This window comes from Xanthomonas sp. NCPPB 2586 (assembly GCF_041475775.2).
GTDB lineage: Bacteria > Pseudomonadota > Gammaproteobacteria > Xanthomonadales > Xanthomonadaceae > Xanthomonas > Xanthomonas campestris.
This window is the reverse complement of sequence record NZ_CM192981.1, coordinates 4,064,833-4,085,166: the sequence shown is the minus strand read 5'-3', so window position 1 is coordinate 4,085,166 and position 20,334 is coordinate 4,064,833. Positions and strand designations below refer to the sequence as shown.

The 20,334-nt window shown below is 67.7% G+C and carries 19 protein-coding genes and 1 other RNA gene; 13 read left to right on the top strand and 7 right to left on the bottom strand.

The genetic code is table 11. From position 1 onward, the window contains the following. Window positions 1-113: 113 nt before the first annotated feature. Genes ACCQ09_RS17915 through ACCQ09_RS17900 form a run of 4 tightly spaced genes read right to left on the bottom strand, consistent with a single transcriptional unit; the run spans window position 114 to window position 4,158 of the window. Window positions 114-1,502 carry an FAD-binding oxidoreductase gene (locus ACCQ09_RS17915; protein ID WP_040941785.1) on the bottom strand — a complete coding sequence of 463 codons (1,389 nt, stop codon included), beginning with the start codon at window positions 1,500-1,502 and terminating at the stop codon, window positions 114-116. Continuing rightward, complete coding sequence (locus ACCQ09_RS17910) at window positions 1,499-2,038, bottom strand: metal-dependent hydrolase (protein WP_040941784.1); 540 nt, start codon at window positions 2,036-2,038, stop codon at window positions 1,499-1,501. The genes ACCQ09_RS17915 and ACCQ09_RS17910 overlap by 4 nt, the downstream gene beginning before the upstream one ends. A gap of 16 nt (window positions 2,039-2,054) precedes the next feature. Further along, window positions 2,055-2,423, bottom strand: a complete 369-nt coding sequence (locus tag ACCQ09_RS17905; RefSeq protein ID WP_011035949.1) for a YraN family protein — start codon at window positions 2,421-2,423, stop codon at window positions 2,055-2,057. A gap of 4 nt (window positions 2,424-2,427) precedes the next feature. Continuing rightward, a complete protein-coding gene (locus ACCQ09_RS17900) occupies window positions 2,428-4,158 on the bottom strand; it encodes a penicillin-binding protein activator (protein WP_012439222.1) in 1,731 nt (576 codons plus the stop codon). Window positions 4,159-4,240: 82 nt separating this feature from the next. Between ACCQ09_RS17900 and rsmI the strand changes: the two genes are divergently transcribed. Continuing rightward, a complete protein-coding gene (rsmI, locus tag ACCQ09_RS17895) occupies window positions 4,241-5,062 on the top strand; it encodes a 16S rRNA (cytidine(1402)-2'-O)-methyltransferase (protein WP_040942387.1) in 822 nt (273 codons plus the stop codon). Window positions 5,063-5,204: 142 nt separating this feature from the next. Continuing rightward, an RNA gene (gene rnpB, locus ACCQ09_RS17890) (RNase P RNA component class A) lies at window positions 5,205-5,554 on the top strand. A gap of 273 nt (window positions 5,555-5,827) precedes the next feature. Here the strand turns inward: rnpB and ACCQ09_RS17885 are convergent. The 3 genes from ACCQ09_RS17885 to ACCQ09_RS17875 are packed head-to-tail and all read right to left on the bottom strand — an operon-like array spanning window position 5,828 to window position 7,211. Further along, window positions 5,828-6,145, bottom strand: coding sequence for a CcdB family protein (locus ACCQ09_RS17885; RefSeq protein ID WP_040941782.1), 318 nt, complete (start codon window positions 6,143-6,145; stop codon window positions 5,828-5,830). Further along, entirely contained in the window at window positions 6,142-6,393 is a 252-nt protein-coding gene (locus tag ACCQ09_RS17880; protein ID WP_029217148.1) for a type II toxin-antitoxin system CcdA family antitoxin, read from the bottom strand. The genes ACCQ09_RS17885 and ACCQ09_RS17880 overlap by 4 nt, the downstream gene beginning before the upstream one ends. Before the next feature lie 50 nt (window positions 6,394-6,443). Then, the gene (locus ACCQ09_RS17875) at window positions 6,444-7,211 is read right to left on the bottom strand and encodes an NRDE family protein (RefSeq protein WP_040941781.1); all 768 of its coding nucleotides are present in this window, start codon (window positions 7,209-7,211) and stop codon (window positions 6,444-6,446) included. 324 nt (window positions 7,212-7,535) lie between these two features. Between ACCQ09_RS17875 and mraZ the strand changes: the two genes are divergently transcribed. The 11 genes from mraZ to ACCQ09_RS17820 all read left to right on the top strand — a co-directional run bounded on the left by mraZ (window position 7,536) and on the right by ACCQ09_RS17820 (window position 20,306). Continuing rightward, on the top strand, window positions 7,536-7,982 hold the full coding sequence (mraZ, locus tag ACCQ09_RS17870) for a division/cell wall cluster transcriptional repressor MraZ (RefSeq protein ID WP_040942386.1): 447 nt from the start codon (window positions 7,536-7,538) through the stop codon (window positions 7,980-7,982). Window positions 7,983-7,996: 14 nt separating this feature from the next. Then, window positions 7,997-9,055 (top strand): 16S rRNA (cytosine(1402)-N(4))-methyltransferase RsmH, encoded by a 1,059-nt coding sequence (gene rsmH, locus ACCQ09_RS17865; RefSeq protein WP_040941780.1) that lies wholly within the window; start codon window positions 7,997-7,999, stop codon window positions 9,053-9,055. Then, the gene (ftsL, locus tag ACCQ09_RS17860; RefSeq protein WP_011035956.1) at window positions 9,052-9,315 is read left to right on the top strand and encodes a cell division protein FtsL; all 264 of its coding nucleotides are present in this window, start codon (window positions 9,052-9,054) and stop codon (window positions 9,313-9,315) included. Before rsmH ends, ftsL begins: the two co-directional genes overlap by 4 nt. 55 nt (window positions 9,316-9,370) lie before the next feature. Continuing rightward, window positions 9,371-11,233 carry a peptidoglycan D,D-transpeptidase FtsI family protein gene (locus tag ACCQ09_RS17855; RefSeq protein WP_016945098.1) on the top strand — a complete coding sequence of 621 codons (1,863 nt, stop codon included), beginning with the start codon at window positions 9,371-9,373 and terminating at the stop codon, window positions 11,231-11,233. 8 nt (window positions 11,234-11,241) lie between these two features. Then, window positions 11,242-12,717, top strand: a complete 1,476-nt coding sequence (locus ACCQ09_RS17850; protein ID WP_197708567.1) for a UDP-N-acetylmuramoyl-L-alanyl-D-glutamate--2,6-diaminopimelate ligase — start codon at window positions 11,242-11,244, stop codon at window positions 12,715-12,717. After that, the gene (locus ACCQ09_RS17845; protein WP_040941778.1) at window positions 12,714-14,198 is read left to right on the top strand and encodes a UDP-N-acetylmuramoyl-tripeptide--D-alanyl-D-alanine ligase; all 1,485 of its coding nucleotides are present in this window, start codon (window positions 12,714-12,716) and stop codon (window positions 14,196-14,198) included. The genes ACCQ09_RS17850 and ACCQ09_RS17845 overlap by 4 nt, the downstream gene beginning before the upstream one ends. Then, window positions 14,188-15,273 carry a phospho-N-acetylmuramoyl-pentapeptide-transferase gene (mraY, locus tag ACCQ09_RS17840; protein ID WP_040941777.1) on the top strand — a complete coding sequence of 362 codons (1,086 nt, stop codon included), beginning with the start codon at window positions 14,188-14,190 and terminating at the stop codon, window positions 15,271-15,273. The genes ACCQ09_RS17845 and mraY overlap by 11 nt, the downstream gene beginning before the upstream one ends. After that, a complete protein-coding gene (ftsW, locus tag ACCQ09_RS17835; protein ID WP_228427845.1) occupies window positions 15,273-16,643 on the top strand; it encodes a putative lipid II flippase FtsW in 1,371 nt (456 codons plus the stop codon). The genes mraY and ftsW overlap by 1 nt, the downstream gene beginning before the upstream one ends. Window positions 16,644-16,705: 62 nt before the next feature. Continuing rightward, window positions 16,706-17,923: an undecaprenyldiphospho-muramoylpentapeptide beta-N-acetylglucosaminyltransferase gene (gene murG / locus ACCQ09_RS17830; protein ID WP_228427876.1), complete on the top strand. Its 1,218-nt coding sequence runs from the start codon at window positions 16,706-16,708 to the stop codon at window positions 17,921-17,923. Next, entirely contained in the window at window positions 17,920-19,353 is a 1,434-nt protein-coding gene (murC, locus tag ACCQ09_RS17825) for a UDP-N-acetylmuramate--L-alanine ligase (protein WP_011035963.1), read from the top strand. Before murG ends, murC begins: the two co-directional genes overlap by 4 nt. Continuing rightward, window positions 19,350-20,306 carry a D-alanine--D-alanine ligase gene (locus tag ACCQ09_RS17820; RefSeq protein ID WP_228427846.1) on the top strand — a complete coding sequence of 319 codons (957 nt, stop codon included), beginning with the start codon at window positions 19,350-19,352 and terminating at the stop codon, window positions 20,304-20,306. Before murC ends, ACCQ09_RS17820 begins: the two co-directional genes overlap by 4 nt. Window positions 20,307-20,334 lie beyond the last annotated feature (28 nt).

Below are 20,334 nucleotides of genomic sequence, written 5' to 3'. Positions count from 1 at the left end.
GCAGCAGCACCCGGCAGCGCGCGTTTGCGGTTTTCAGCTGCCGGCTTTCTTCCGTGCCGCATTCGCCGCTGGCCAGCACCGCATCCATTATTCCGCGCACCTCTACCGCTGCATCACGGCGCCGGCGGCAGCACCTTGCCCGGATTCAAAATCCCATCCGGATCCAGCGCGGCCTTGATCGCGCGCATGGCCGCGAGGGTGGGTGCGCTGAAGGCCTGGGTCATGAAATCGCGCTTGGCCACACCGATGCCGTGTTCGCCGGAGAGCGTGCCTTCCAGTGCCAACACCAGCGCAAACACGCGCGGCAGTGCCGCCTGCGCGCGCGCCGTTTCATCGGCGTCGTCCGGGTCATACATGATGTTGACGTGCAGGTTGCCATTGCCGGCATGACCGAAGGCGACGATCGGTACCGCGAACTCCACCGCCAGTGCTTCCACACCAGCGACAAGCTCAGGAATGCGCGACACCGGGACCACCACGTCCTCGTTGATCTTGCCCGGCTTGATGGTGCGCAATGCCGGCGACAACGCACGCCGTGCCGCCCACAGCTTGTCGCGCGCGCTGCCATCGGCGGCGATGTCCAGGCTGAGGACGCCATCGCCATCAGCCGCGTCATGCAGGGCCTGCAATGCGTAGGGCAGGGTATCGTGATCGCCATCGGCTTCGATCAACAGCATCGCGCCGGCATCGGGCACGTCGCTGCAATTGCGGCGCAGCAGTGCAATCGCGCTGGCATCCATGAATTCCAGCATCGTCGGCGTGGTGGGTTGCGCCATGATGCGCGACACCGCCGCCGCCGCGCTGGCGGCATCGCGGTACAGCGCACGCACGCCGGCTTGTGCCACGGCGCGCGGGGTCAGCTTCAAGGTGGCTTCGACGATGATCGCCAGCGTGCCTTCGCTGCCGACCAGCAAGTGGGTGAGGTCGTAGCCGGTGGAATTTTTGGTGTACGCGCCGCCGCAGTGAATGACATCACCGGTGCCGGTCACCGCAACCAGGCCGAGCACGTTGTCGCGGGTGGCGCCGTATTTCACCGCACGCGGGCCGCCGGCATTGGTCGACAGGTTGCCGCCCACGCTGCAGATCTCCGCGCTCGATGGATCCGGTGGCCAGAACAGGCCATGCGGCTGCAAGGCCTGCTGCAAATCGCCATTGAGCACGCCCGGTTGCACCACCGCACAGCGGTCGGCCGGGCGCAACGCCAGGATGCGGTTCATGCGCGCCATCGACACCACCACGCCGCCAGAAAACGGCACCGCCGCGCCGGTGGTGCCGGTGCCCGCGCCGCGCGCCACGATTGGCACGCCATGCGCGCGGCACGCCTGCACGATCGCCACCACCTCGTCGGTGTCGCGCGGCAGCGCCACCGCACCCGGCAATGCCCAACGCCGCGAATCGTCCTCGCCATAGCGGCGCCGCGCGTCTGCGCCGGTCAGCCAGCCTTCCGGTCCAAGCCGTGCGGCCAGCAGGTCGGCCAGCGCGGTGGGAAGTCCATCAGTCATAACGCGTGATCCTGTGGTCTCGCGCGTTGGAGGCATCGCCACCCAAGCGCCGCGACGGTGAGCGGCAACCACACCCAGCGCAGCTCGGAGAGCAGCACGGTGAGGCCACGCGCATTGAAGAAATTGCCGGCAAACGGCGAGACCCGGATTGGCCGCCACGGCGCAAACCAGCGCACATCGCTCCACGGCCAGGCCAGCGCCACGCCCAGGCCGCCGGAGGTCATTGCATCCAGCAGCGGATGCGAAGCGGTGCAGATCAACAGAAACACCGCTGCCTGCAGTGCATCGGCGCGAAGCAGGCGATGCGCGCCGGCGCCCAGCGCGGCCATCAATACGGCAAACAGCAGCGAGTGACTGGCGCCGCGGTGGCCGAACGCATCGGCATACGGGATGTGCAGTGCAAAGGCGGCTACGTCCGCATCGGGCAGCATTGCGGCCACCACGCCGGCGGCAAGCAGGCGCGGGCTGATGCGTCCGCGCTCGCTGGCACACCAGAGCGCCAGCGGCACCGCGGCGTGGGTCATGATGGTTGGCATCGAATGGGCTCGTTGCTCAGCAGTCGTCGAGACGGAATGCGTCGCGGATCCAGTGCAGCAGCGGCGGCTCGCCGCTGGCCTCGACCACATCGAACCGGCACGGCAGCGCCGCGAGCGCCGGGTGGGCGGCAAGGAACAGTTGCGCGGCCAGTACCAGCTTGCGGCGTTTACGGAAATCCACCGATGCCGCGCCGCCACCGAAGCGTGCGTCGCGGCGGTAGCGCACTTCCACGAACACCAGCATCGGGCCGTCGCGCATCACCAGATCGAGTTCACCGCCGCGGTAATTGGCGTTGCCCGCCACCAGCCGCAGCCCGGCCTGTTCCAGCTGCGCGCGTGCGGCGGCTTCCACCGCTGCACCACGCTGCTGGCGGGCCGCCGGCATGGGCTCAGCGGCCGTCGGCGATCGGGACCGGCCGGCCACCGTTGAAGGTGGACCATGCCGGCGTACGCAGCACATTGCCGAACCCATCCAGATGCAGGGTGCCGGTCGCGCCGCGCAGGCCGCCGTCGCTGCCGGTGGCGAGCTTTTCCAGGTACGCGCTGATCTTCCAGGCGTCGTAGCCGAACGCGAACAGGCGTGCCGCCGGGCCGCGCGCGCTGGGCAGGGTGCTGGCGACCTGGCTGGCTGCCGGCAGGCCGGACACGCCCAGGGCGGTCCAGGTCTCGCTGGGGTAGACGATGCCATCCAGCGCCAGGTCGTCTTCCACCTTGCCGGTGCCGGCCACCAGCTGCGAGGTGCCAACGCGCGACTTGCCGGCGAACCCGCTCAATGCCAACTGCGGCGCCAACGCGCGCGCGGTGTTGCCGCGCACCGCCAGGAACACCGCATCGGCGGTGCCGTAATTGCGCAACTGCGCGCCGATGTCGCCCGGCACATCGGCCACGCTGATGCTGCCGGCGATGGTGCCGCCGCGTTCGCTGAAGCGGTCGCGGAAGGCCTTGATGGTGCGCTTGCCGTTGTCGTCGCTGGTGCCGACGATCAGCACATTGCGGCGTTCGCGCGAGAGCAGATATTCGGCAGCCATGATGCCGTCGTCTTCCGGCGCCAGCGAGAACCCGGCGCTGCCGCTGGGCGGGGCCTTGTTGTCGGTGGGACGGTTGAGCGCCAGCACCGGCACCGCGAGCTGGCCGCGCGCAAACAGCGCGCTGACCTCGTCGCGGCCCAGCGGGCCGACCACGTAATCCACGCCCGCACCCACGGCCTTGTCGTAGGCGGCATTGGCGCCGGCGGCGGTGCCGGCGGTGTCGAAGAAGCGCAGTTCCGGGCGGCGGCGGGTCTCGGCGTAATAGCCGGCCAGCAGGCCGTCGCGTACCGGCGCCGAGGCGGTGGCCAGGTTGCCGCTGAGCGGCAGCAGCACGCCCAGCTTCACCGGCGGGCGGTAGCCGTCGCGTTCGGCCGGCGGGCGCTTGCTGGTGTCGAAGCCCCACTGCGCGTCACGTTCGAAGGCACGCGGCAGCGGCAGGCCACGGCTGATCAGCGCGCGGCCGGCGAAGTTGTACAGCGGGTCGCCCGCCGGCAGCGCGGCGGTGCGGCCTTTGAGCGTGGCGTCGTCGAGCGCGGCAAGCAGGCGCACGATGGCGCGCTGGTTCTCGCTGCGCGGTGTGCCGGTCAGGCTGGCGTCGGCGCGGGCGCGGTCGGCCGCGGCACCGAACAGGTCGCCGGTGGCTTCCAGCGCGGCTGCGCGTGCCACCAGCCAGCGTGTCTGCAGCGGCTGGGTCAGCCCCTGCGGGCTGTCGCCCAAGGCCTGCAGTGCCTGCGCGGCCTGCTTGTCGATCACCGCCAGCTCGCCGGTGAGCAGGTCAAAACGCGCGCGGTCCTCGCCGGTGAGGTGGCGCGCGGTGACCTGGGCCAGCAAGGTACGGGCGCGTGCATCGTCGCCGGCATCGTGCCAACCGAACGCCGCCGCAGCCAGCAGGCGGCTGCGCTGCGCACCGCTGGCGCTGGCTGCCTCGGCTTCCAGCTGCTGCGCGGCCTCGCGCGGCTTGCCCTGGTCCAACAGCGCCAGCGCCGCGCTCTGTGTCGGCGAAGCGGTCTGGGTGACGCTGCTGGTCGCGCAACCGGCGGCCAGCATGACCATCAGCGAGAGGGCGGAGATCCTTGCAACACGCTTGTTCATTTCAGATCCATTGGACAGGGGCCGCCAGGGCGGACCGTTAAAAACGCTACGATTCTACTCTTTGCCCTTGAGAATGCCGCTGATGACGTCCTCCGGAACCCTGCACGTGGTCGCCACGCCGATCGGCAACCTGGCCGACCTGTCGCCGCGCGGCCAGGAGACGCTGCGCAGTGTGGCTGCCATCTGTGCCGAAGACACCCGCCATACCCGCCAGTTGTTGAGCCATTTCGGCATCGACCGCCCGCTGCTGGCCCTGCACGACCACAACGAAGAAGCCATGTCCGAGCGCATCGTGACCCGCCTGCGCGAGGGCGAATCGCTGGCCATCGTCAGCGACGCCGGCACCCCGCTGGTCAGCGACCCGGGCTTCAAGCTGGTGCGTGCCGCCCGTGAGGCCGGCATCCGGGTCAGCCCGGTACCGGGCGCCTGCGCCGCCATCGCCGCGCTCAGCGTTGCCGGCTTGCCGAGCGACCGGTTCGGCTTTGAAGGCTTCCTGCCGGCCAAATCCGCTGCGCGCCGCGAGCGGCTGTCACGCCTGGCCGGCGAGACGCGCACGCTGGTGTTCTACGAATCCTCGCACCGCATCGTCGAATCGCTGGCCGACCTGCGCAGTGCCTTCGGCGACGACCGCCCCGCGGTGATCGCCCGCGAGCTGACCAAGCTGTTCGAAACCGTGCTCGATGGCAGCCTGGCCGACCTGCAGGCCCAGGTCGAAGCCGACGACAACCAGCGCAAGGGCGAGTTCGTGGTGATGGTGCAGGGCGCCGCCGATGCCGCCGACGGCCAGCTTGCCGAAGGCCGCCGCGTCTACGCCAAGCTTGCCGAATACCTGCCACCATCCACCGCCGCCAAGCTGGCCGCCGAGCTGACCGGCGCGCCGCGTAAGGCGTTGTATGGCGGCTGATGTCGTTGTCCCAGGAGCGCGCTTGCGCGCGATGGAGCGTCCTCGGTCAAGCCCTGATTGCGCGCAGTCGCGCTCCCTGCATCGGCCAGGCAACTTGCCGCGCCGTTCTGCACGGCAGCGATAGCGTAGAATGCGCCCCGGCGGAGTCGGCCAGACAGTCGCGTCACTCGCAAGAGTGCCGAGGAAAGTCCGGGCTCCATAGGGCAAGGTGCCAGGTAACGCCTGGGCGGCGCAAGCCGACGGAAAGTGCAACAGAAAGATACCGCCTACGTTCCCTTCGGGGAGCCGGTAAGGGTGAAATGGTGCGGTAAGAGCGCACCGCGAGTCCGGTAACGGACCGGCACGGCAAACCCCACCTGGAGCAAGACCAAATAGGGATCCATTGGCGTGGCCCGCGCTGGATCCGGGTAGGTTGCTTGAGCGCTGCGGTGACGTAGCGCCTAGACGAATGACTGTCCACGACAGAACCCGGCTTATCGGCCGGCTCCGCCGCCTTGCTTTGGGCATCGCCCAAAGCTCAAGGCGCCCACGCTTCGTACCGCCTGCGGCAGTACAAAACGCGGGTCCCGCTCCGGGCACGCCAGAACCCCGCGGCTATCGCCGCGCCCCCTTGACTCAAGGGGGCTTGCACTTGGGTGCACTGCTGGGCGCTTTGCCTTGGCTGCGATCAATGCGATCTGGTTGCTGCGGTCATCGTTACGTGGCTTGGGCTTCGCCCTCGCGGCCGACGACGCGTTGGTGTTCCCCTGCGGCCGTGTTTGGCGCTTAGCCGAATGAGCGGGTGAACAGTTCGTCCAGGGCGTCGATGATGGTTTGGCCTTGGTCTTTCAGGGAGCCGGCAGGTTTGCTGAGCGCCGCCAGCGGCACCGAGGTCATTTCCAGGGGTTGCAGGATGACGCTGTGGCCGGACACCGTGAGTTCCGGGTTGAAGCGGGATGGGGTCGGGGAGTGGGTGGACTTTCGGACCAGGGGCACGACGACGCGGCGAGGTGAGGCGTCGAAGATCTTTGACTGGACGACCACCACGTACGGGATGTTCTTGTTCTGGCCGACGTTCGCGTAGACATCGAACTGGTCGGTCATAGCGTGGAGAACTCGTCGGCGAAGGAGCCGTGCGCGTCGGTGAAGGTCTTCCATTCGCTTGCGGCGCGTTGCAGCTCCATCGCCCTGGCGCTGTGGCTGTCGCGCTCTTTTGTCACGTAGTCGGCCAGCAGTTCTTCGACCTTTGCCGACAGGTTGCCGGTCATCGCCCGTGCCTGCGCGGCCAAGTCCGAGTTGATGGTCAGGTTCAGCGGCTTTTTTTGCGCGGAAGTGTCGTAGTAACGGCTCATGATTGGCATCCCGTCATTCATGCGCACGCTATGCGCATGAATGCGCATTGTCAATGCATGCCGGCGACGTCCAGTCGTGTCTCGCCCTGAAAGACACCATCCGGGCCGAAGCGGCGCTCGTGGATAAAACCGTGGCCGTGGTGGTCCGCCGCCACGATGGTGCTGGCGCGGGTGCCGTAGTTGGCGCCGCGGATGAAGGCCGCCGAGAGCAGGCGTTCGGTGGCGCGGTCCACGCCGGTGTGCGGGAGGTCGGCATCTGCGGCGGTAGCGGGGTTGGCCAGGGCCGTCCACAACGGCTGCAGGTCGTCGCTGCCGCTGTCGCACCAGGCGGCCAGTGCTTGGGTCAGCACGGTGGTCTTGGGCCAGTGCGCATCCAGCGGGCCGTTGGACATGCCGTGGATTCCCGGGGCGAGGACGCGTGCCAGCGCTGGATGGTTGCTGAGGTGCTCGCAGCGCTCGGCGTCGCACAGCAGCAGATTGAAGGGCGGGAACTCCTGCCCGGCAGCCGCCAGTTCGCGCGCGTAGGTGGCCGCGTCCGCGCTGCCGGAGAGGTAGTCGGCAATCAGGTGGCCGCGCGAGCGGCCGGAGGCGGTGGCCAGCGGGTCGCGCACGTTGGTCACAACGGCGGCGCGGCCGTCCAGCCCCAGGCCTACCCAACTGCCGCCGGAGCGCAGGTCGCGGCCGGCCAGCACGCGCTCGGCCGGCGCCGCCCATTGCGCCAGTGGCGCGGTGGGGCGCTCGTGGAACTCATCGCGGTTGCCGGCCAGCAGCAGGCGCCAGCGTGGGTGGGTTTTCCAGGCAAGAGCGACCAGGCACATACCTTCTATTGTCGCCCGTTTGCGCAGTTGAGGTCTGCAGCTGGCGCAGTGTGAAGTGAGACAGTGGTCGGGTTTACATGGCCTTCACGCCCCTGAATTTTTGTTCAATCTCAAAATCTGAGACGAAACAGCAACTTGTGGATAAGCTTTGAACAAGTCTCTAAAGAGTGCTGCAACTCATTGATGTGACTAGCGATTTGCGCCTTTGAAAACTGTTGACAACCTTTGACGCACTGCTAAGGTGGGCAACGGAGGGAAAACCAGGCTTTTTGTGGTTTTTCGTGGTTCAATGATCCCCCAGGCGGATTTTCGAGGTTGCATTCGGTGTTTCAGGGCGAGACGGCCATCACGGTGGACGACAAGGGGCGTATGGCGGTGCCAACCGCATATCGCGACCTGGTTGCGCGCGTGAGCGGCAATCGCCTGGTGCTCACCTACAACCCGTTCGAAGCCGGATGCCTGTGGCTGTATGCAGAAAAGGAGTGGGAGCGGGTGCGTGACGATGTGATGTCCAAGCCCAATACCCAGCGGGTGGTGCGCACGCTGCAGCAGAAGCTGGTGGGTTCTTCGGCGGTGCTGGAGCTCGACGCCAATGGCCGTTTGAGCATCCCCGCCAGCCACCGCAATGCGGTCGGCATTGAAAAGAAGGCCGTGCTGTTGGGCACGGGCGACAAGTTCGAACTCTGGAGCGAGCAGGCACATCGCGCACTGATCCAGCAGACATTGTCTGACGGGGATCTGGGCGATGAATTGCTCGATCTCAGGTTGTGAGCCGGGGTGCCCGGATGCGCGGTGAAGCGCAGCCCGGTCACCCGGTGTCGCAGCCGCCGGCGGCCCACGTGCCGGTGCTGTACACCCAGGTTCTCGAAGGCCTGCAGGTGACCGAAAACGGAACCTATCTCGATGGCACGTTCGGGCGTGGCGGACACGCACGCGGCGTGCTGGAACACCTTGGCCCGGGAGGTCGACTGCTGGTGATAGACAAGGACCCCGAAGCGATTGCCGTGGCCGAACACACGTTCGGTGGCGATGCGCGCGTGTCCATCCATCGCGGCAGTTTCGCCGGGCTCGGCCAGGTGGTCGCCGCGGCAACCGTCGACGGCATCCTGCTGGACCTGGGCGTGTCTTCGCCGCAACTGGACGTGGCCGGGCGCGGTTTCAGTTTCGGCAAGGACGGCCCGCTGGACATGCGTATGGACCCCGATAGCGGGCAGAGCGCCGCCGGCTGGCTGGCGCAGGCAACCGACCGCGAGATTGCCGATGTGTTGTGGACCTACGGCGAAGAACGCCAGAGCCGGCGCATCGCGCGGGCGATCGTGGCGCGCCGTGGCGAACAGCCGTTGCTGCGCACCGCGCAACTGGCCGACCTGATTGCCTCGGTGATGCCGCGCGGCGACAGCAAGACTCATCCGGCCACGCGCAGCTTTCAGGCGATCCGCATCCATATCAACCGCGAGCTGGCCGACCTGGAAGCCGGGCTGGACGCTGCCCTGGGCGCGCTCAAGCCGGGTGGCCGCCTGGCGGTGATCAGCTTCCATTCGCTGGAAGACCGCATCGTCAAGCAGTTCATGGCCCGCTACGCCAAGGCCCCGCCAAGCAACCGCCGTCTGCCCGAAGCGCAGCCGTTCGTGCCGACCCTGCAACTGGTCAGCGGCGCGATCAAGGCCGACGACAGCGAGCTGGCCGTCAACCCGCGCGCCCGCAGTGCGGTGCTGCGGGTGGCTGAAAAGCTGGGAATGGAGAATCGGGAATCGGGAATGGGCAAAGGTCACGGCGCCGCTGCTTCTCGATTCCCCACTCCCGATTCCCGATTCCCGACGTCTCCCAACGGAGACGCCCCATGAGCCGCCTGCTGCTCATCGTGCTGCTCGCCTGCAGCATCGCCTCGGCGATCGGTGTGGTGTACATGCGCCACATGCATCGCAAGTTGTTCGTGCAGTTGTCCAAGCTCGAACACAGCCGCGATGAATTGAATATCGAATTCGGCCGGCTGCAGCTGGAGCAGGCCACGTGGGCGGAAAGCAATCGTGTGGATCAGGTCTCGCGTGAGCGCATCGGGATGAAGTTCCCGGAGACCAGCGACATCGTGGTGATCCGCCCATGACAAGCTGGCACGACAGCCGTTTCGCACTGGCAAGCCGCGCACAGGGATGTGCGCCATGAAAGCCGGCCGCAACCGCCCCCGTAGCAACTTCAACCTGCGCGGCCGCCTGACCCTGGTCGGCGTGGCGCTGGGTCTGTGCTCGGTGACGCTGATCGGCCGCGCGGCCTACGTGCAGCTGGTCAATCGCGATTTCTACCAGCGCCAGGGCGAGGCCCGCTATCTGCGCGAGCTGCCGATCGCCACCTCGCGCGGCATGATCACCGACCGCAACGGCGAGCCGCTGGCGGTGTCCACGCCGGTGGAATCGATCTGGGTCAATCCGCAGGAATTGCTGCGTAACCCGGACCGCATCCCGGAGCTGGCCACCGCGCTCGGGCAGCCGCTGGACGAGTTGAACGCCAAGCTGGCGCAAAAAGCCGGCAAGGAATTCATGTACCTCAAGCGCCGGATCAACCCGGACAAGGCGCATGCGATCGTGGATCTGAAGATCCCGGGCGTGTTTTCGCAGCGCGAGTTCCGCCGCTTCTATCCGCAAGGCGAAGCGATGGCCCACGTGCTGGGCTTCACCAATATCGACGACCGCGGCCAGGAAGGCCTGGAGCTGGCCTTCGACGAATGGCTGCGCGGCAAGCCGGGCTCCAAGAAGGTGGTGCGCGATGCCCGCGGCGCCATTGTCGAGAGCGTGGACCTGGTGCGTCCGGCGCAGCCGGGCAAAGACCTGACGCTGAGCATCGACCGCCGCATCCAGTTCCTGGCCTACAAGGAGCTGCGCAACGCGCTGGTCGAAAACAAGGCCGCTGGCGGCTCGATGGTGGTGATGGACGTGGCCACCGGCGAAGTGCTGGCCATGGTCAACCTGCCCACCTACAACCCGAATTCGGTCACCGGCATCAACCCGTCGGCGCGCCGCAACCGCGCGGTCACCGACCTGGTGGAGCCGGGCTCGACGATGAAGCCGCTGACCGTGGCCACCGCGCTGACTGCCGGCGTGGTGACCAAGGACACCATCATCGATACCAACCCCGGCTACATGGCCGTGGGGCGCTTCACCATCCGCGACGTGCCGCGCAACAACGGCGTGCTCAACGTCACCGGCGTGATCACCCGCAGTTCCAACATCGGCGCGGCGAAGATCGCGGCCAAGGTGCCGGACCAGACGTTCTACCAGTCGATCCGCAACTTCGGTTACGGCAGCGCGCCGCAGAGCGGATTTCCGGGCGAATCGTCCGGCATGGTGCTGCAGCCGCAGAAGTGGAGTGGCCCGTCCAAGACCACCATGTCCTACGGTTACGGCCTGTCGGTGACGCCGCTGCAGATTGCGCAGGCGTACGCGACGTTGGGCAATGGCGGCAAGCTGACCCCGCCCACCTTCGTGCGCGGCCAGCACAACGAAACACGCCAGGTGGTGACGCCGGAAGTGGCGCGCCAGGTCATCGACATGATGGAAACCGTGGTCACCCAGGGCGGCGCGAAGGGTGCGGCGATCCTGGGGTATCACGTGGCCGGCAAGACCGGTACCGCGCGCAAGAACGGCGCTGGCGGCTACGAGCGCGGGCACTACAACGCGCTGTTCGCCGGCCTGGTGCCGGCCACCCGGCCGCGCTTTGCCACGGTCATCGTGATCAACGATCCGCAGGGCAAGGTGTATTACGGCGGCCTGGTGTCTGCGCCGGTGTTCCACCGGGTGATGGAAGGCGCGCTGCGGCTGATGGACGTGCCGCCGGACGACATCCAGTCGTGGCTGGCCGCGCAGGCGGCCGGCAAGACCGGCCAGCCGGTGGTCAAGCCGCAGCCGGCCGATCTCGACCCGGCGTTGGTGCCGGACCCGGTGGACGAAGTGTCCGCCGGCATCCCGACCGCACTGGCATCGGGCGCCACGCCCGCGCAGCCGGCGCCGTTGCAGGAGAGCCGCCAGTGAGCCGCGCCATGGCACTGTCGCAGCTGCTCCCGGACGTGGCGCTTGCACGCGATGTGCAGGTGTCCGGCCTGGTGATGGACAGCCGTGCCGTGCGCCCGGGCGATGCCTTCGTGGCCATCGCCGGCTTCGGTGCGCATGGGCTGGGATTTGCCGCACAGGCGCTGGCCAGCGGTGCATCCGCCATCCTGTTCGAACCGCCGGCGCCGGCCGACCTGCCAGTGCCGGCCGACGCGATCGCCGTGCCGGGGTTGCGCGCGCGCCTGGGCGTGCTGGCCGACCACTTCCACGGTGCGCCGTCGCAGGCGATGCGCATGATTGGTGTCACCGGCACCAACGGCAAAACCTCCACGGTGCAGCTGCTGGCGCAGGCGCTGACGCTGCTCGGCACCCCCACCGGCACCATTGGCACGCTGGGCGTGGGCCTGTACGGCGCTGCGGTGCCGACCGGGTTCACCACGCCGCTGGTGTTGCAGACCCACGCCGAGCTCGCGCAACTGCGCGATGCCGGCGCGCAGGCGGTGGCGATGGAAGTCAGTTCGCATGCACTCGATCAGGGCCGCGTGGATGCGGTGCAGTTCGACGTGGCGGTGTTCACCAATCTCACTCGCGACCATCTCGATTATCACGGCGACATGGCGCAGTACGGTGCGGCCAAGGCCAAGCTGTTCGCACGCGCCGGGTTGCGCGCAGCGGTCGTGAACCTGGACGACGCCTTCGGCCGCACGTTGTTTGCGGCGCTGGATCCGGCACTGCACGCCATCGGCGTGAGCTCGCGTGCGCAGGCCGGTGCCACGGTGCAGGCGCAGGATTTGCAGCTCGATCACCACGGCATCCAGTTTACGTTGCACATCGGCGAAGCGGCGCACCCGGTGCGCTCGCCGCTGCTGGGCCGTTTCAACGTGGATAACCTGCTGGCCGTGGCCGGCGCGCTGCACGCGCTCGACATCGCACCGGCGCAGATCTCCGAAGTGCTGGGCCGCTTGCAGCCGATCCACGGCCGCATGAATCGCCTGGGTGGTGCGCATGGCGCGCCGCTGGTGGTGGTGGACTACGCACACACGCCTGACGCACTGGAACAGGCGCTCACCAGCCTGCGTTCGCATGCGCAGGATCGGTTGATCTGCGTGTTCGGCTGCGGCGGCGAACGCGACACCGGCAAGCGCCCACAGATGGCTGCCATTGCCGAGGTCACCGCCGATGTGGCGATCGTCACCGACGATAATCCGCGCGGCGAAGATGGCGATGTGATCGTTGCCGACATCCTGCGCGGGTTTGCGCGTCCGGATGCGGCGATCGTGCAGCGCGACCGTGCTGCCGCCATCCACCAGGCCATCAGCATGGCCGGCACGGACGACATCGTGCTGATCGCCGGCAAGGGCCATGAGCCGTATCAGGAAGTGGCCGGCGTGCGGCATGCCTTCGACGATGCAGCAGTGGCTGCGCAGGCGTTGCTGCCGCGCACCGGGCTGGGGGTGCGCGTATGAAGCTCACACCGCTGTCGCTGATTGCCCACTTTGCTGGCGGCGAATTGCATGGCGACGACGCAATGATCGACGCCGTTGGCAACGACACCCGTGCGCTGGCCAGCGGCAGCCTGTATGTGGCGCTGCGCGGCGAGCGTTTCGACGGCCACGACTTTGCCGCCGATGCGGTGGCGCGCGGCGCCAGCGGCCTGTTGGTGGAGCGCCTAGTGCCGGCACTGCACGTGCCGCAGGTAGTGGTCGCCAATACCGAACTCGCCCTGGCGCGCATCGCCGCCGGCATGCAGCGCGACCGCGCCACGCGCGTCATTGCGCTGACCGGCTCCAACGGCAAGACCAGCGTCAAGGCATTGCTGCTGGCGATTCTGGCCGAAGCCGGCCGTGTCGACGGCATCACCGCCTACGCCAACCCGGGCAATCGCAATAACGAGATCGGCCTGCCGCTGGCGGTGATCGCCGCGCCGGACGATGCCGATCTGGCGGTCTACGAAATGGGCGCGGGCAAGCCCGGCGATATCGCCTATCTCACCGATATCGCGCGCCCTGACGTGGCCCTGGTCAACAACATCGCGCCGGCACATCTGGAGCGCATGGGCAGCCTGCTCGGGGTGGCGCAGACCAAGGGCGCCATCTACACCGCGCTGCCGGCCGATGGCGTGGCCGTGATCAATGCCGACGACGCCTTCGGTGCCTGGTTCGAACAACAGCTGCTGGCGCAGCCGCTGCAGGGCCGCCGCGTGCTGCGCTACGGCTTGCACGCAAGCGCTGAAATCACCGCGCGTCAGCTGCGCCTGCATGCCGCCGGCGCGCAGTTCGTGCTGGTGATCCCGCAGGGCGAAGCGCCGGTGGTGCTGCCGCTGCCGGGCCGCCACAACGTGCTCAATGCGCTGGCCGCCACCGGCCTGGCGCTGGGCGCCGGCATTGCGCTGCCGATCATTGCCGCCGGTCTGGCCCAGGCCACGCAGGTGGCCGGGCGCCAGATTGCACACACGTTGACGACCGGTGCGGTGCTGATCGACGACAGCTACAACGCCAATCCCGGTTCGCTGGACGCGGCCATCGATGCACTGGCCGCCGCACCGGGCGAGGGCTGGCTGGTGCTGGGTGACATGCGCGAACTCGGCCCCGAAGCGCCGGCATTGCACGCTGCGGCCGGCCGCCGCGCGCGCAACGCCAAGCTCGCGCGCCTGTATGCACTGGGCGCGCTCAGCGCCGCCGCCGCACAGGCGTTCGGCGACGGCGGCCGTGTGTTCGCCACCCATGCCGCGCTGGCCGCGGCCTTGCAGGCGGACCTGGCAGCCGCTGCTTCGCAGACTCAAACGCAGGACTCTTCTTTGATGCACGAACACACCGGTGCAGTGGCGCGGGCCGCTGCCTCCGTCGCGCCGCCCACGCTGCTGGTGAAGGGCTCGCGTGGCAGCGCCATGGACCGCATCGTCGCCGCGTTGCTCGCACCGTCGGAGGATGCCTCCCATGCTGCTTGAGCTGGCCCGTTGGCTACAGCAACTGGAGAGCCTGTTCGGGCTGTTCAACTATCTGACCTTCCGCGGCATCCTGGCAGCGCTGACCGCGCTGTTCCTGTCGTTGTGGATGGGCCCGGCGGTGATTCGCAAGCTGGCGCAGTTCAAGGGCGGCCAGCCGATTCGCCAGGACGGCCCGCAGACGCATTTTTCCAAGGCCGGCACGCCGACCATGGGTGGCTCGCTGATCCTGCTCACGGTCACCTTGTCGGTGTTGCTGTGGGGCGATCTGCGCAACCGCTATGTGTGGCTGGTGCTGGCGGTGATGATCTGCTTCGGTGCGATCGGCTGGTACGACGACTGGATCAAGATCGTGCGGCGCGACCCGAACGGCTTGAAGTCGCGCTGGAAATATCTGCTGCAGTCGATCTTCGGCCTGGCCGCGGGCCTGTTCCTGTACTACACGGCCGACGTGCCGGCCGCGATCACCTTCTACATCCCGATGTTCAAGGCCATCGCCTTGCCGCTGGCCTGCGTGAGCTTCGTGGTGATCGCCTATTTCTGGATCGTCGGCTTCTCCAACGCGGTCAACCTGACCGACGGCCTGGACGGCCTGGCGATCATGCCGACCGTGCTGGTCGCCTGCGCGCTGGGCGTCTTCGCCTATGCCTCGGGCAACGTGGTATTCGCCGAATACCTCAAGATCCCGCTGATTCCCGGCGCCGGTGAGCTGATCATCATCTGCTCGGCGATTGCCGGGGCAGGCTTGGGCTTTCTGTGGTTCAACACCTACCCGGCGATGGTGTTCATGGGCGACATCGGCGCGCTGTCGTTGGGCGCGGTGCTCGGCACCGTGGCGGTGATCGTGCGTCAGGAACTGGTGCTGGTGATCATGGGCGGCGTGTTCGTCATCGAAACGCTGTCGGTGATGATCCAGGTCGCCAGCTTCAAGCTGACCGGCAAGCGCGTGTTCCGCATGGCGCCCATCCATCACCACTTCGAGCTCAAGGGCTGGCCGGAGCCGCGCGTGATCGTGCGCTTCTGGATCATCTCGGTGGTGCTGGTGCTGATCGGCCTTGCCACGTTGAAGGTGCGCTGATGAACGACATATCCCGCCAGGCCACGCGACTGGACGCCATCGGCGGCCGCTATGACCCGTGGCTGCTCAGCGCGGCTGCCACGCTGGCATCGCTGGGCGTGGTGATGGTGGCCTCCAGCTCGATCGAGTTGTCGGAGAACCCGTTCTATTACCTGACCCGCCATCTGCTGTTCCTGGGCATCGGCGTGGGCCTGGCGTTCTGGGCGATGCGCACCGAGCTCAAGACCATCGAGCAGTACAACCAGGTGTTGCTGCTGGCGTGCTTCGGCCTGCTGATGGTGGTGTTCGTGCCGGGGCTGGGCAGCAGCGTCAACGGCGCCAAGCGCTGGATCAACCTGGGCGTGTCGAAATTCCAGACCGTCGAAGCGGTCAAGGTGCTCTACATCGTGTGGCTGTCCAGCTACCTGGTGCGTTTCCGCGACGAGGTCAACGCGACCTGGCCGGCGATGCTCAAGCCGCTGGGCGTGGCGATCGCGTTGGTTGGCCTGTTGCTGATGCAGCCGGACTTCGGCTCCTCCACGCTGCTGCTGGCGATCACCGCCGGCATGCTTGTGCTGGGCGGGGTGAACCTGCCGCGCATGTCGATGCCGATCGTGTTCGGCCTGCCGGTGTTTGCGTTCATCGCGATCCTGGAACCGTACCGCTTGCGCCGCATCACCTCGTTCCTGGATCCGTGGGCCGACCAGCTTGGCTCCGGCTATCAGTTGTCCAATGCCTTGATGGCGGTGGGCCGCGGGCAGTGGACCGGCGTGGGCCTGGGCGCCTCGGTGCAGAAGCTCAACTACCTGCCTGAAGCCCATACGGACTTCATCTTTTCGGTGATCGCCGAAGAACTCGGCTTTGTCGGCGTGTGCAGCGTAGTGGCGTTGTACGCGCTGCTAGTCGGCCGCGCGTTCTGGCTGGGCATGCGCTGTGTGGAAATGAAGCGCCACTTCTCTGGCTACATCGCCTTCGGTATCGGTCTGTGGATCAGCCTGCAGAGCTTCGTCTCGGTGGGCGTGAATCTGGGCATTCTGCCGACCAAGGGCCTGACCTTGCCGCTGATCTCTTCGGGCGGTTCGTCGGTGCTGATGACCTGCGTGGCGATGGGCCTGCTGCTGCGCGTGTCCTATGAAATGGACCGTGCCGAGCGCCTGCGCAGCAAGTTGTCGCCGCACGGTGCCGCGCCTGCTCCGATGGCACCGGCCGAGCCGTCTGCCGAGCCAGCGCCGGCGCCTGCACCTGCACCGGTGCGCAAGCCGCAGCGCGAAACCGCGGCTGCCGCACCTGCACCGGTCATGCCGGCCTCCGTCGCGCCGGCATCTGCCGTGCTGCGCGGGACCAGCCGCATGCAGCCACGCGTCGAACCCACGTTCGGGAGGATCGCGTGAGCGTTGAGCATGCGCATCCGACGCAGCAGCCTGCACATGCCGCGGCATCGGTGCGACCGGTGATGATCCTGGCCGGCGGCACCGGCGGGCATATTTTTCCGGGCCTGGCCGTGGCCAAGGTGCTGCGCGCGCGTGGCGTGCCGGTGACGTGGCTGGGCGCCGACGGCGCGATGGAAACGCGGCTGGTGCCACAGCACGCAATCCAGATCGACACGCTGGCCATCAGTGGCCTGCGTGGCAAGGGCATCGTGAAACTGCTCGGTGCGCCGGTGCGGGTGATGCGTGCAGTACGCGCCGCCGGCTTCGTGCTGCGCAAGCGCCAGCCGCGCGCGGTGATCAGCTTCGGTGGATTTGCCGCGGGCCCGGGCGGCCTGGCAGCGCGTCTGCTGGGCGTGCCACTGCTGGTGCACGAGCAGAACCGCGCGCCGGGCATGACCAACAAGGTGCTGTCGCGTTTTGCGCGCCGCGTGCTGACCGGCTTTCCGGGCAGCTTCGCTGGCGAAGAAGCCGTGGGCAACCCGGTACGCGAGGAAATCGCCGCACTGCCGGCACCGGCCACGCGCCTGGTCGGCCGTGGTGGCCCGGTGCGGCTGCTGGTGCTCGGCGGCAGCCAGGGCGCCCGCGCACTCAATAATGCCGTGCCGGCCGCACTGGCTGCGCTTGGCCACCCGGCCGTTGACGTGCGTCACCAGTGCGGCGAAAAGCTGCGCGCCGAAGCCGAGGCCGCCTATGCGCAGGCAGCGGTGAACGCCAGCGTGGAACCCTTCATCGCCGACATGGCCGCGGCCTACGCCTGGGCCGATTTGGTGGTGTGCCGCGCCGGTGCCAGCACGCTGGCCGAAGTGTGCGCGGCCGGTGTCGGCAGCGTGCTGGTGCCGTTCGCCGCCGCCGTGGATGACCACCAGACCCGCAACGCCGAATACCTGGTCAGTGCCGAGGCCGCCGTGCTGCTCAAGCAGGACGGCACCCTGGCAGTGCGCCTGCAGCAGATGCTGCAGACCCTGCTCGCCGACCCCGCCCGCCGCCTCGCCATGGCGCAGGCCGCCCGCACCCTGGCCAAACCCGATGCCGCCGAACGCATCGCCGACATCATTCTGCAAGAGGCAGGGAATGGTAAATCGGGAATGGGGAATGGTCAGAGCACAGAACAACTTCAGGAACACACCGTGATTCACCAAAACAAGCGCACCGATCAGGCGCTCGACGCAGCCAGCGCTTCGCTTCACCCGATTCCCGATTCTCGATTCCCGATTCGCACTTCCGCAGGAGGTGCCCAGTGATCCGCCGTCTGCAGGACAGTGGCGATCTGGTGCGCGCGTTCCCGCGTGTGCATTTCGTGGGTATTGGCGGCACCGGCATGAGCGGTATTGCCGAGGTGATGCTGACCCTGGGCTATGAAGTCTCCGGCTCGGACAATGCCGACAACGCGGCCACGCGGCGCCTGGCCAAGCTGGGTGCGCGCGTGATGCGCGGCCATTCGGCGGCCAACGTGCTGGGAACCGATTGCGTAGTGGTGTCCAGCGCGATCCGCGAAGACAACCCCGAACTGATGGAAGCGCGCAGCCAGCGCATTCCGATCATGCCGCGGGCGGCGATGCTGGCCGAGTTGATGCGCTTCCGTCGCGGGATCGCGGTGGCCGGCACGCACGGCAAGACCACCACCACCAGCCTGGCCGCGGCCGTGCTGAGCGAAGGTGGCCTGGATCCGACCTTCGTGATCGGTGGCCAACTGCTGGCCGCCGGTGCCAACGCCAAGCTCGGCGGTGGTCAGTGGTTGGTGGCCGAAGCCGATGAAAGTGATGGCAGCTTCCTGCGCCTGAATCCGCTGATGGCGGTGATCACCAACATCGATGCCGATCATCTGGAAAACTACGGCAACGACTTTGCCCGCGTGCAGGCGGCATTTGCCGAATTCCTGCAGCGCCTGCCGTTCTACGGTCTGGCGTTGCTGTGCATCGACGACCCGGAAGTGGCAGCGCTGGCCGGCAAGACGCCGCGCCATGTGATGAGCTACGGCATGAGCGAAAACGCCGACGTGCGCGCCGAAGACGTGGTGCAGGACGGCCCGCGCATGCGCTTCACACTGCGCCTGCCCGAAGGCACCACCACGCCGGTGACGCTGGCCCTGCCGGGCCGTCACAACGTGCTCAATGCACTGGCTGCTGCGGCCATCGGCTGGCAGCTGGGCGTGGCGCCGGACACCATCGCGCGCGCGCTGGAAAACTTTGCCGGTATCGGCCGTCGCTTCAACGATCTGGGCGAAGTCACCACCGCCAGCGGCGCGCGCGTGCGCGTGGTCGACGACTACGGCCACCACCCGCGCGAGCTCGAAGCAGTCTTCGCCGCGGCCCGTGGCGGCTGGCCGGACAAGCGCCTGGTGGTGGCCTTCCAGCCGCACCGTTACAGCCGTACCCGCGATCAGTTCGACGCGTTCGCCGCAGTCCTCAGCACCGTCGATGCCCTGGTATTGAGCGAGGTCTACCCGGCCGGCGAAGCACCGATTCCCGGCGCCGATTCGCGCGCCCTGGCACGTGCCATCCGTGCACGTGGCCGTAGCGAGCCGGTGGTGGTCGGTCAGGTCGCCGGTCTGTCCGAAGTGCTGCCCGATGTTCTGCAGGACGGTGACCTGCTGCTGATGATGGGCGCCGGCGACATCGGTTATGTCGCCCAGCAGATCGTCACCGATGGCTTTGTCGGAGCGCCGGCATGAGTGCACAGATCGCTCCCGCGCGCATCAGCGACCCGGCCATGTTCGGCCGCGTTGCAGTGCTGCTCGGCGGCACCTCGTCCGAGCGCGAGGTTTCGCTCAACTCCGGCAGCAATGTGCTCGACGCCCTGCGCGCGCGCGGTGTCGATGCGCAGCCGGTCGACGGCATTCCGGCATTGGCGCAGGCATTGGTCGCGCAGCGCTTCGACCGCGTCTTCAACGTGCTGCATGGTCACAACGGCGGCGGCGAAGACGGCATCGTGCAGGGGTTGATGGAGGCCTTCGGCGTGCCGTACACCGGCTCGAACGTGCTCGGCTCGGCGCTGAGCATGGACAAGATTCGCACCAAGCAGGTCTGGCTGTCGCTGGGCCTGTCCACGCCGCGCTACGCACGGCTTGCCGCCGGCGCCAGCGCGCAGCAGATCCACGCCGCTGCCGGGCAGATCGGCTTGCCAGTGATCGTGAAGCCGGCCAACGAAGGCTCCAGCGTCGGCGTCAGCCGCGTGTTCGACCAGGCGCAGCTCGAAGAGGCCGTGACGCTTGCCGCACGCTACGACGGCGCGCTGCTGATGGAACAACTGATCGAAGGCGACGAGCTCACTGTCGCCGTGCTCGGCGATGTGGCGCTGCCGTCGATCCGCATCGTGCCCAAGGGCCAGTGGTACGACTACAACGCCAAGTACATCGCCGAAGACACGCAGTACCTGTGCCCGGGACTTGATGGCGACGCAGAAGCACAGATCGGCCAGCTCGCCCTGGATGCGTTCCGCGCCGCCGGCTGCAGCGGCTGGGGTCGCGTGGACGTGATGCGCGATGGCAGCACCGGCCAGCTGTACCTGCTGGAAGTGAACACAGCCCCGGGCATGACCAGCCACTCGCTGGTGCCCAAGGCCGCCCGCCAACTCGGCATCGACTTCGAAGCGCTGGTCTGGCGCGTGTTGGAGCAGACGCTGTGAAGCGGGGAATGGGGAATCGGGAATCGGG

Coding starts and splice junctions, on each gene's coding strand:
- ACCQ09_RS17915 (WP_040941785.1), bottom strand. CDS start 1,502: ATGACTGATGGACTTCCCACCGCGCTGGCCGACCTGCTGGCCGCACGG.
- ACCQ09_RS17910 (WP_040941784.1), bottom strand. CDS start 2,038: ATGCCAACCATCATGACCCACGCCGCGGTGCCGCTGGCGCTCTGGTGT.
- ACCQ09_RS17905 (WP_011035949.1), bottom strand. CDS start 2,423: ATGCCGGCGGCCCGCCAGCAGCGTGGTGCAGCGGTGGAAGCCGCCGCA.
- ACCQ09_RS17900 (WP_012439222.1), bottom strand. CDS start 4,158: ATGAACAAGCGTGTTGCAAGGATCTCCGCCCTCTCGCTGATGGTCATG.
- rsmI (WP_040942387.1), top strand. CDS start 4,241: ATGACGTCCTCCGGAACCCTGCACGTGGTCGCCACGCCGATCGGCAAC.
- ACCQ09_RS17885 (WP_040941782.1), bottom strand. CDS start 6,145: ATGACCGACCAGTTCGATGTCTACGCGAACGTCGGCCAGAACAAGAAC.
- ACCQ09_RS17880 (WP_029217148.1), bottom strand. CDS start 6,393: ATGAGCCGTTACTACGACACTTCCGCGCAAAAAAAGCCGCTGAACCTG.
- ACCQ09_RS17875 (WP_040941781.1), bottom strand. CDS start 7,211: ATGTGCCTGGTCGCTCTTGCCTGGAAAACCCACCCACGCTGGCGCCTG.
- rsmH (WP_040941780.1), top strand. CDS start 7,997: ATGCGCGGTGAAGCGCAGCCCGGTCACCCGGTGTCGCAGCCGCCGGCG.
- ftsL (WP_011035956.1), top strand. CDS start 9,052: ATGAGCCGCCTGCTGCTCATCGTGCTGCTCGCCTGCAGCATCGCCTCG.
- ACCQ09_RS17855 (WP_016945098.1), top strand. CDS start 9,371: ATGAAAGCCGGCCGCAACCGCCCCCGTAGCAACTTCAACCTGCGCGGC.
- ACCQ09_RS17850 (WP_197708567.1), top strand. CDS start 11,242: ATGGCACTGTCGCAGCTGCTCCCGGACGTGGCGCTTGCACGCGATGTG.
- ACCQ09_RS17845 (WP_040941778.1), top strand. CDS start 12,714: ATGAAGCTCACACCGCTGTCGCTGATTGCCCACTTTGCTGGCGGCGAA.
- mraY (WP_040941777.1), top strand. CDS start 14,188: ATGCTGCTTGAGCTGGCCCGTTGGCTACAGCAACTGGAGAGCCTGTTC.
- ftsW (WP_228427845.1), top strand. CDS start 15,273: ATGAACGACATATCCCGCCAGGCCACGCGACTGGACGCCATCGGCGGC.
- murG (WP_228427876.1), top strand. CDS start 16,706: ATGATCCTGGCCGGCGGCACCGGCGGGCATATTTTTCCGGGCCTGGCC.
- ACCQ09_RS17820 (WP_228427846.1), top strand. CDS start 19,350: ATGAGTGCACAGATCGCTCCCGCGCGCATCAGCGACCCGGCCATGTTC.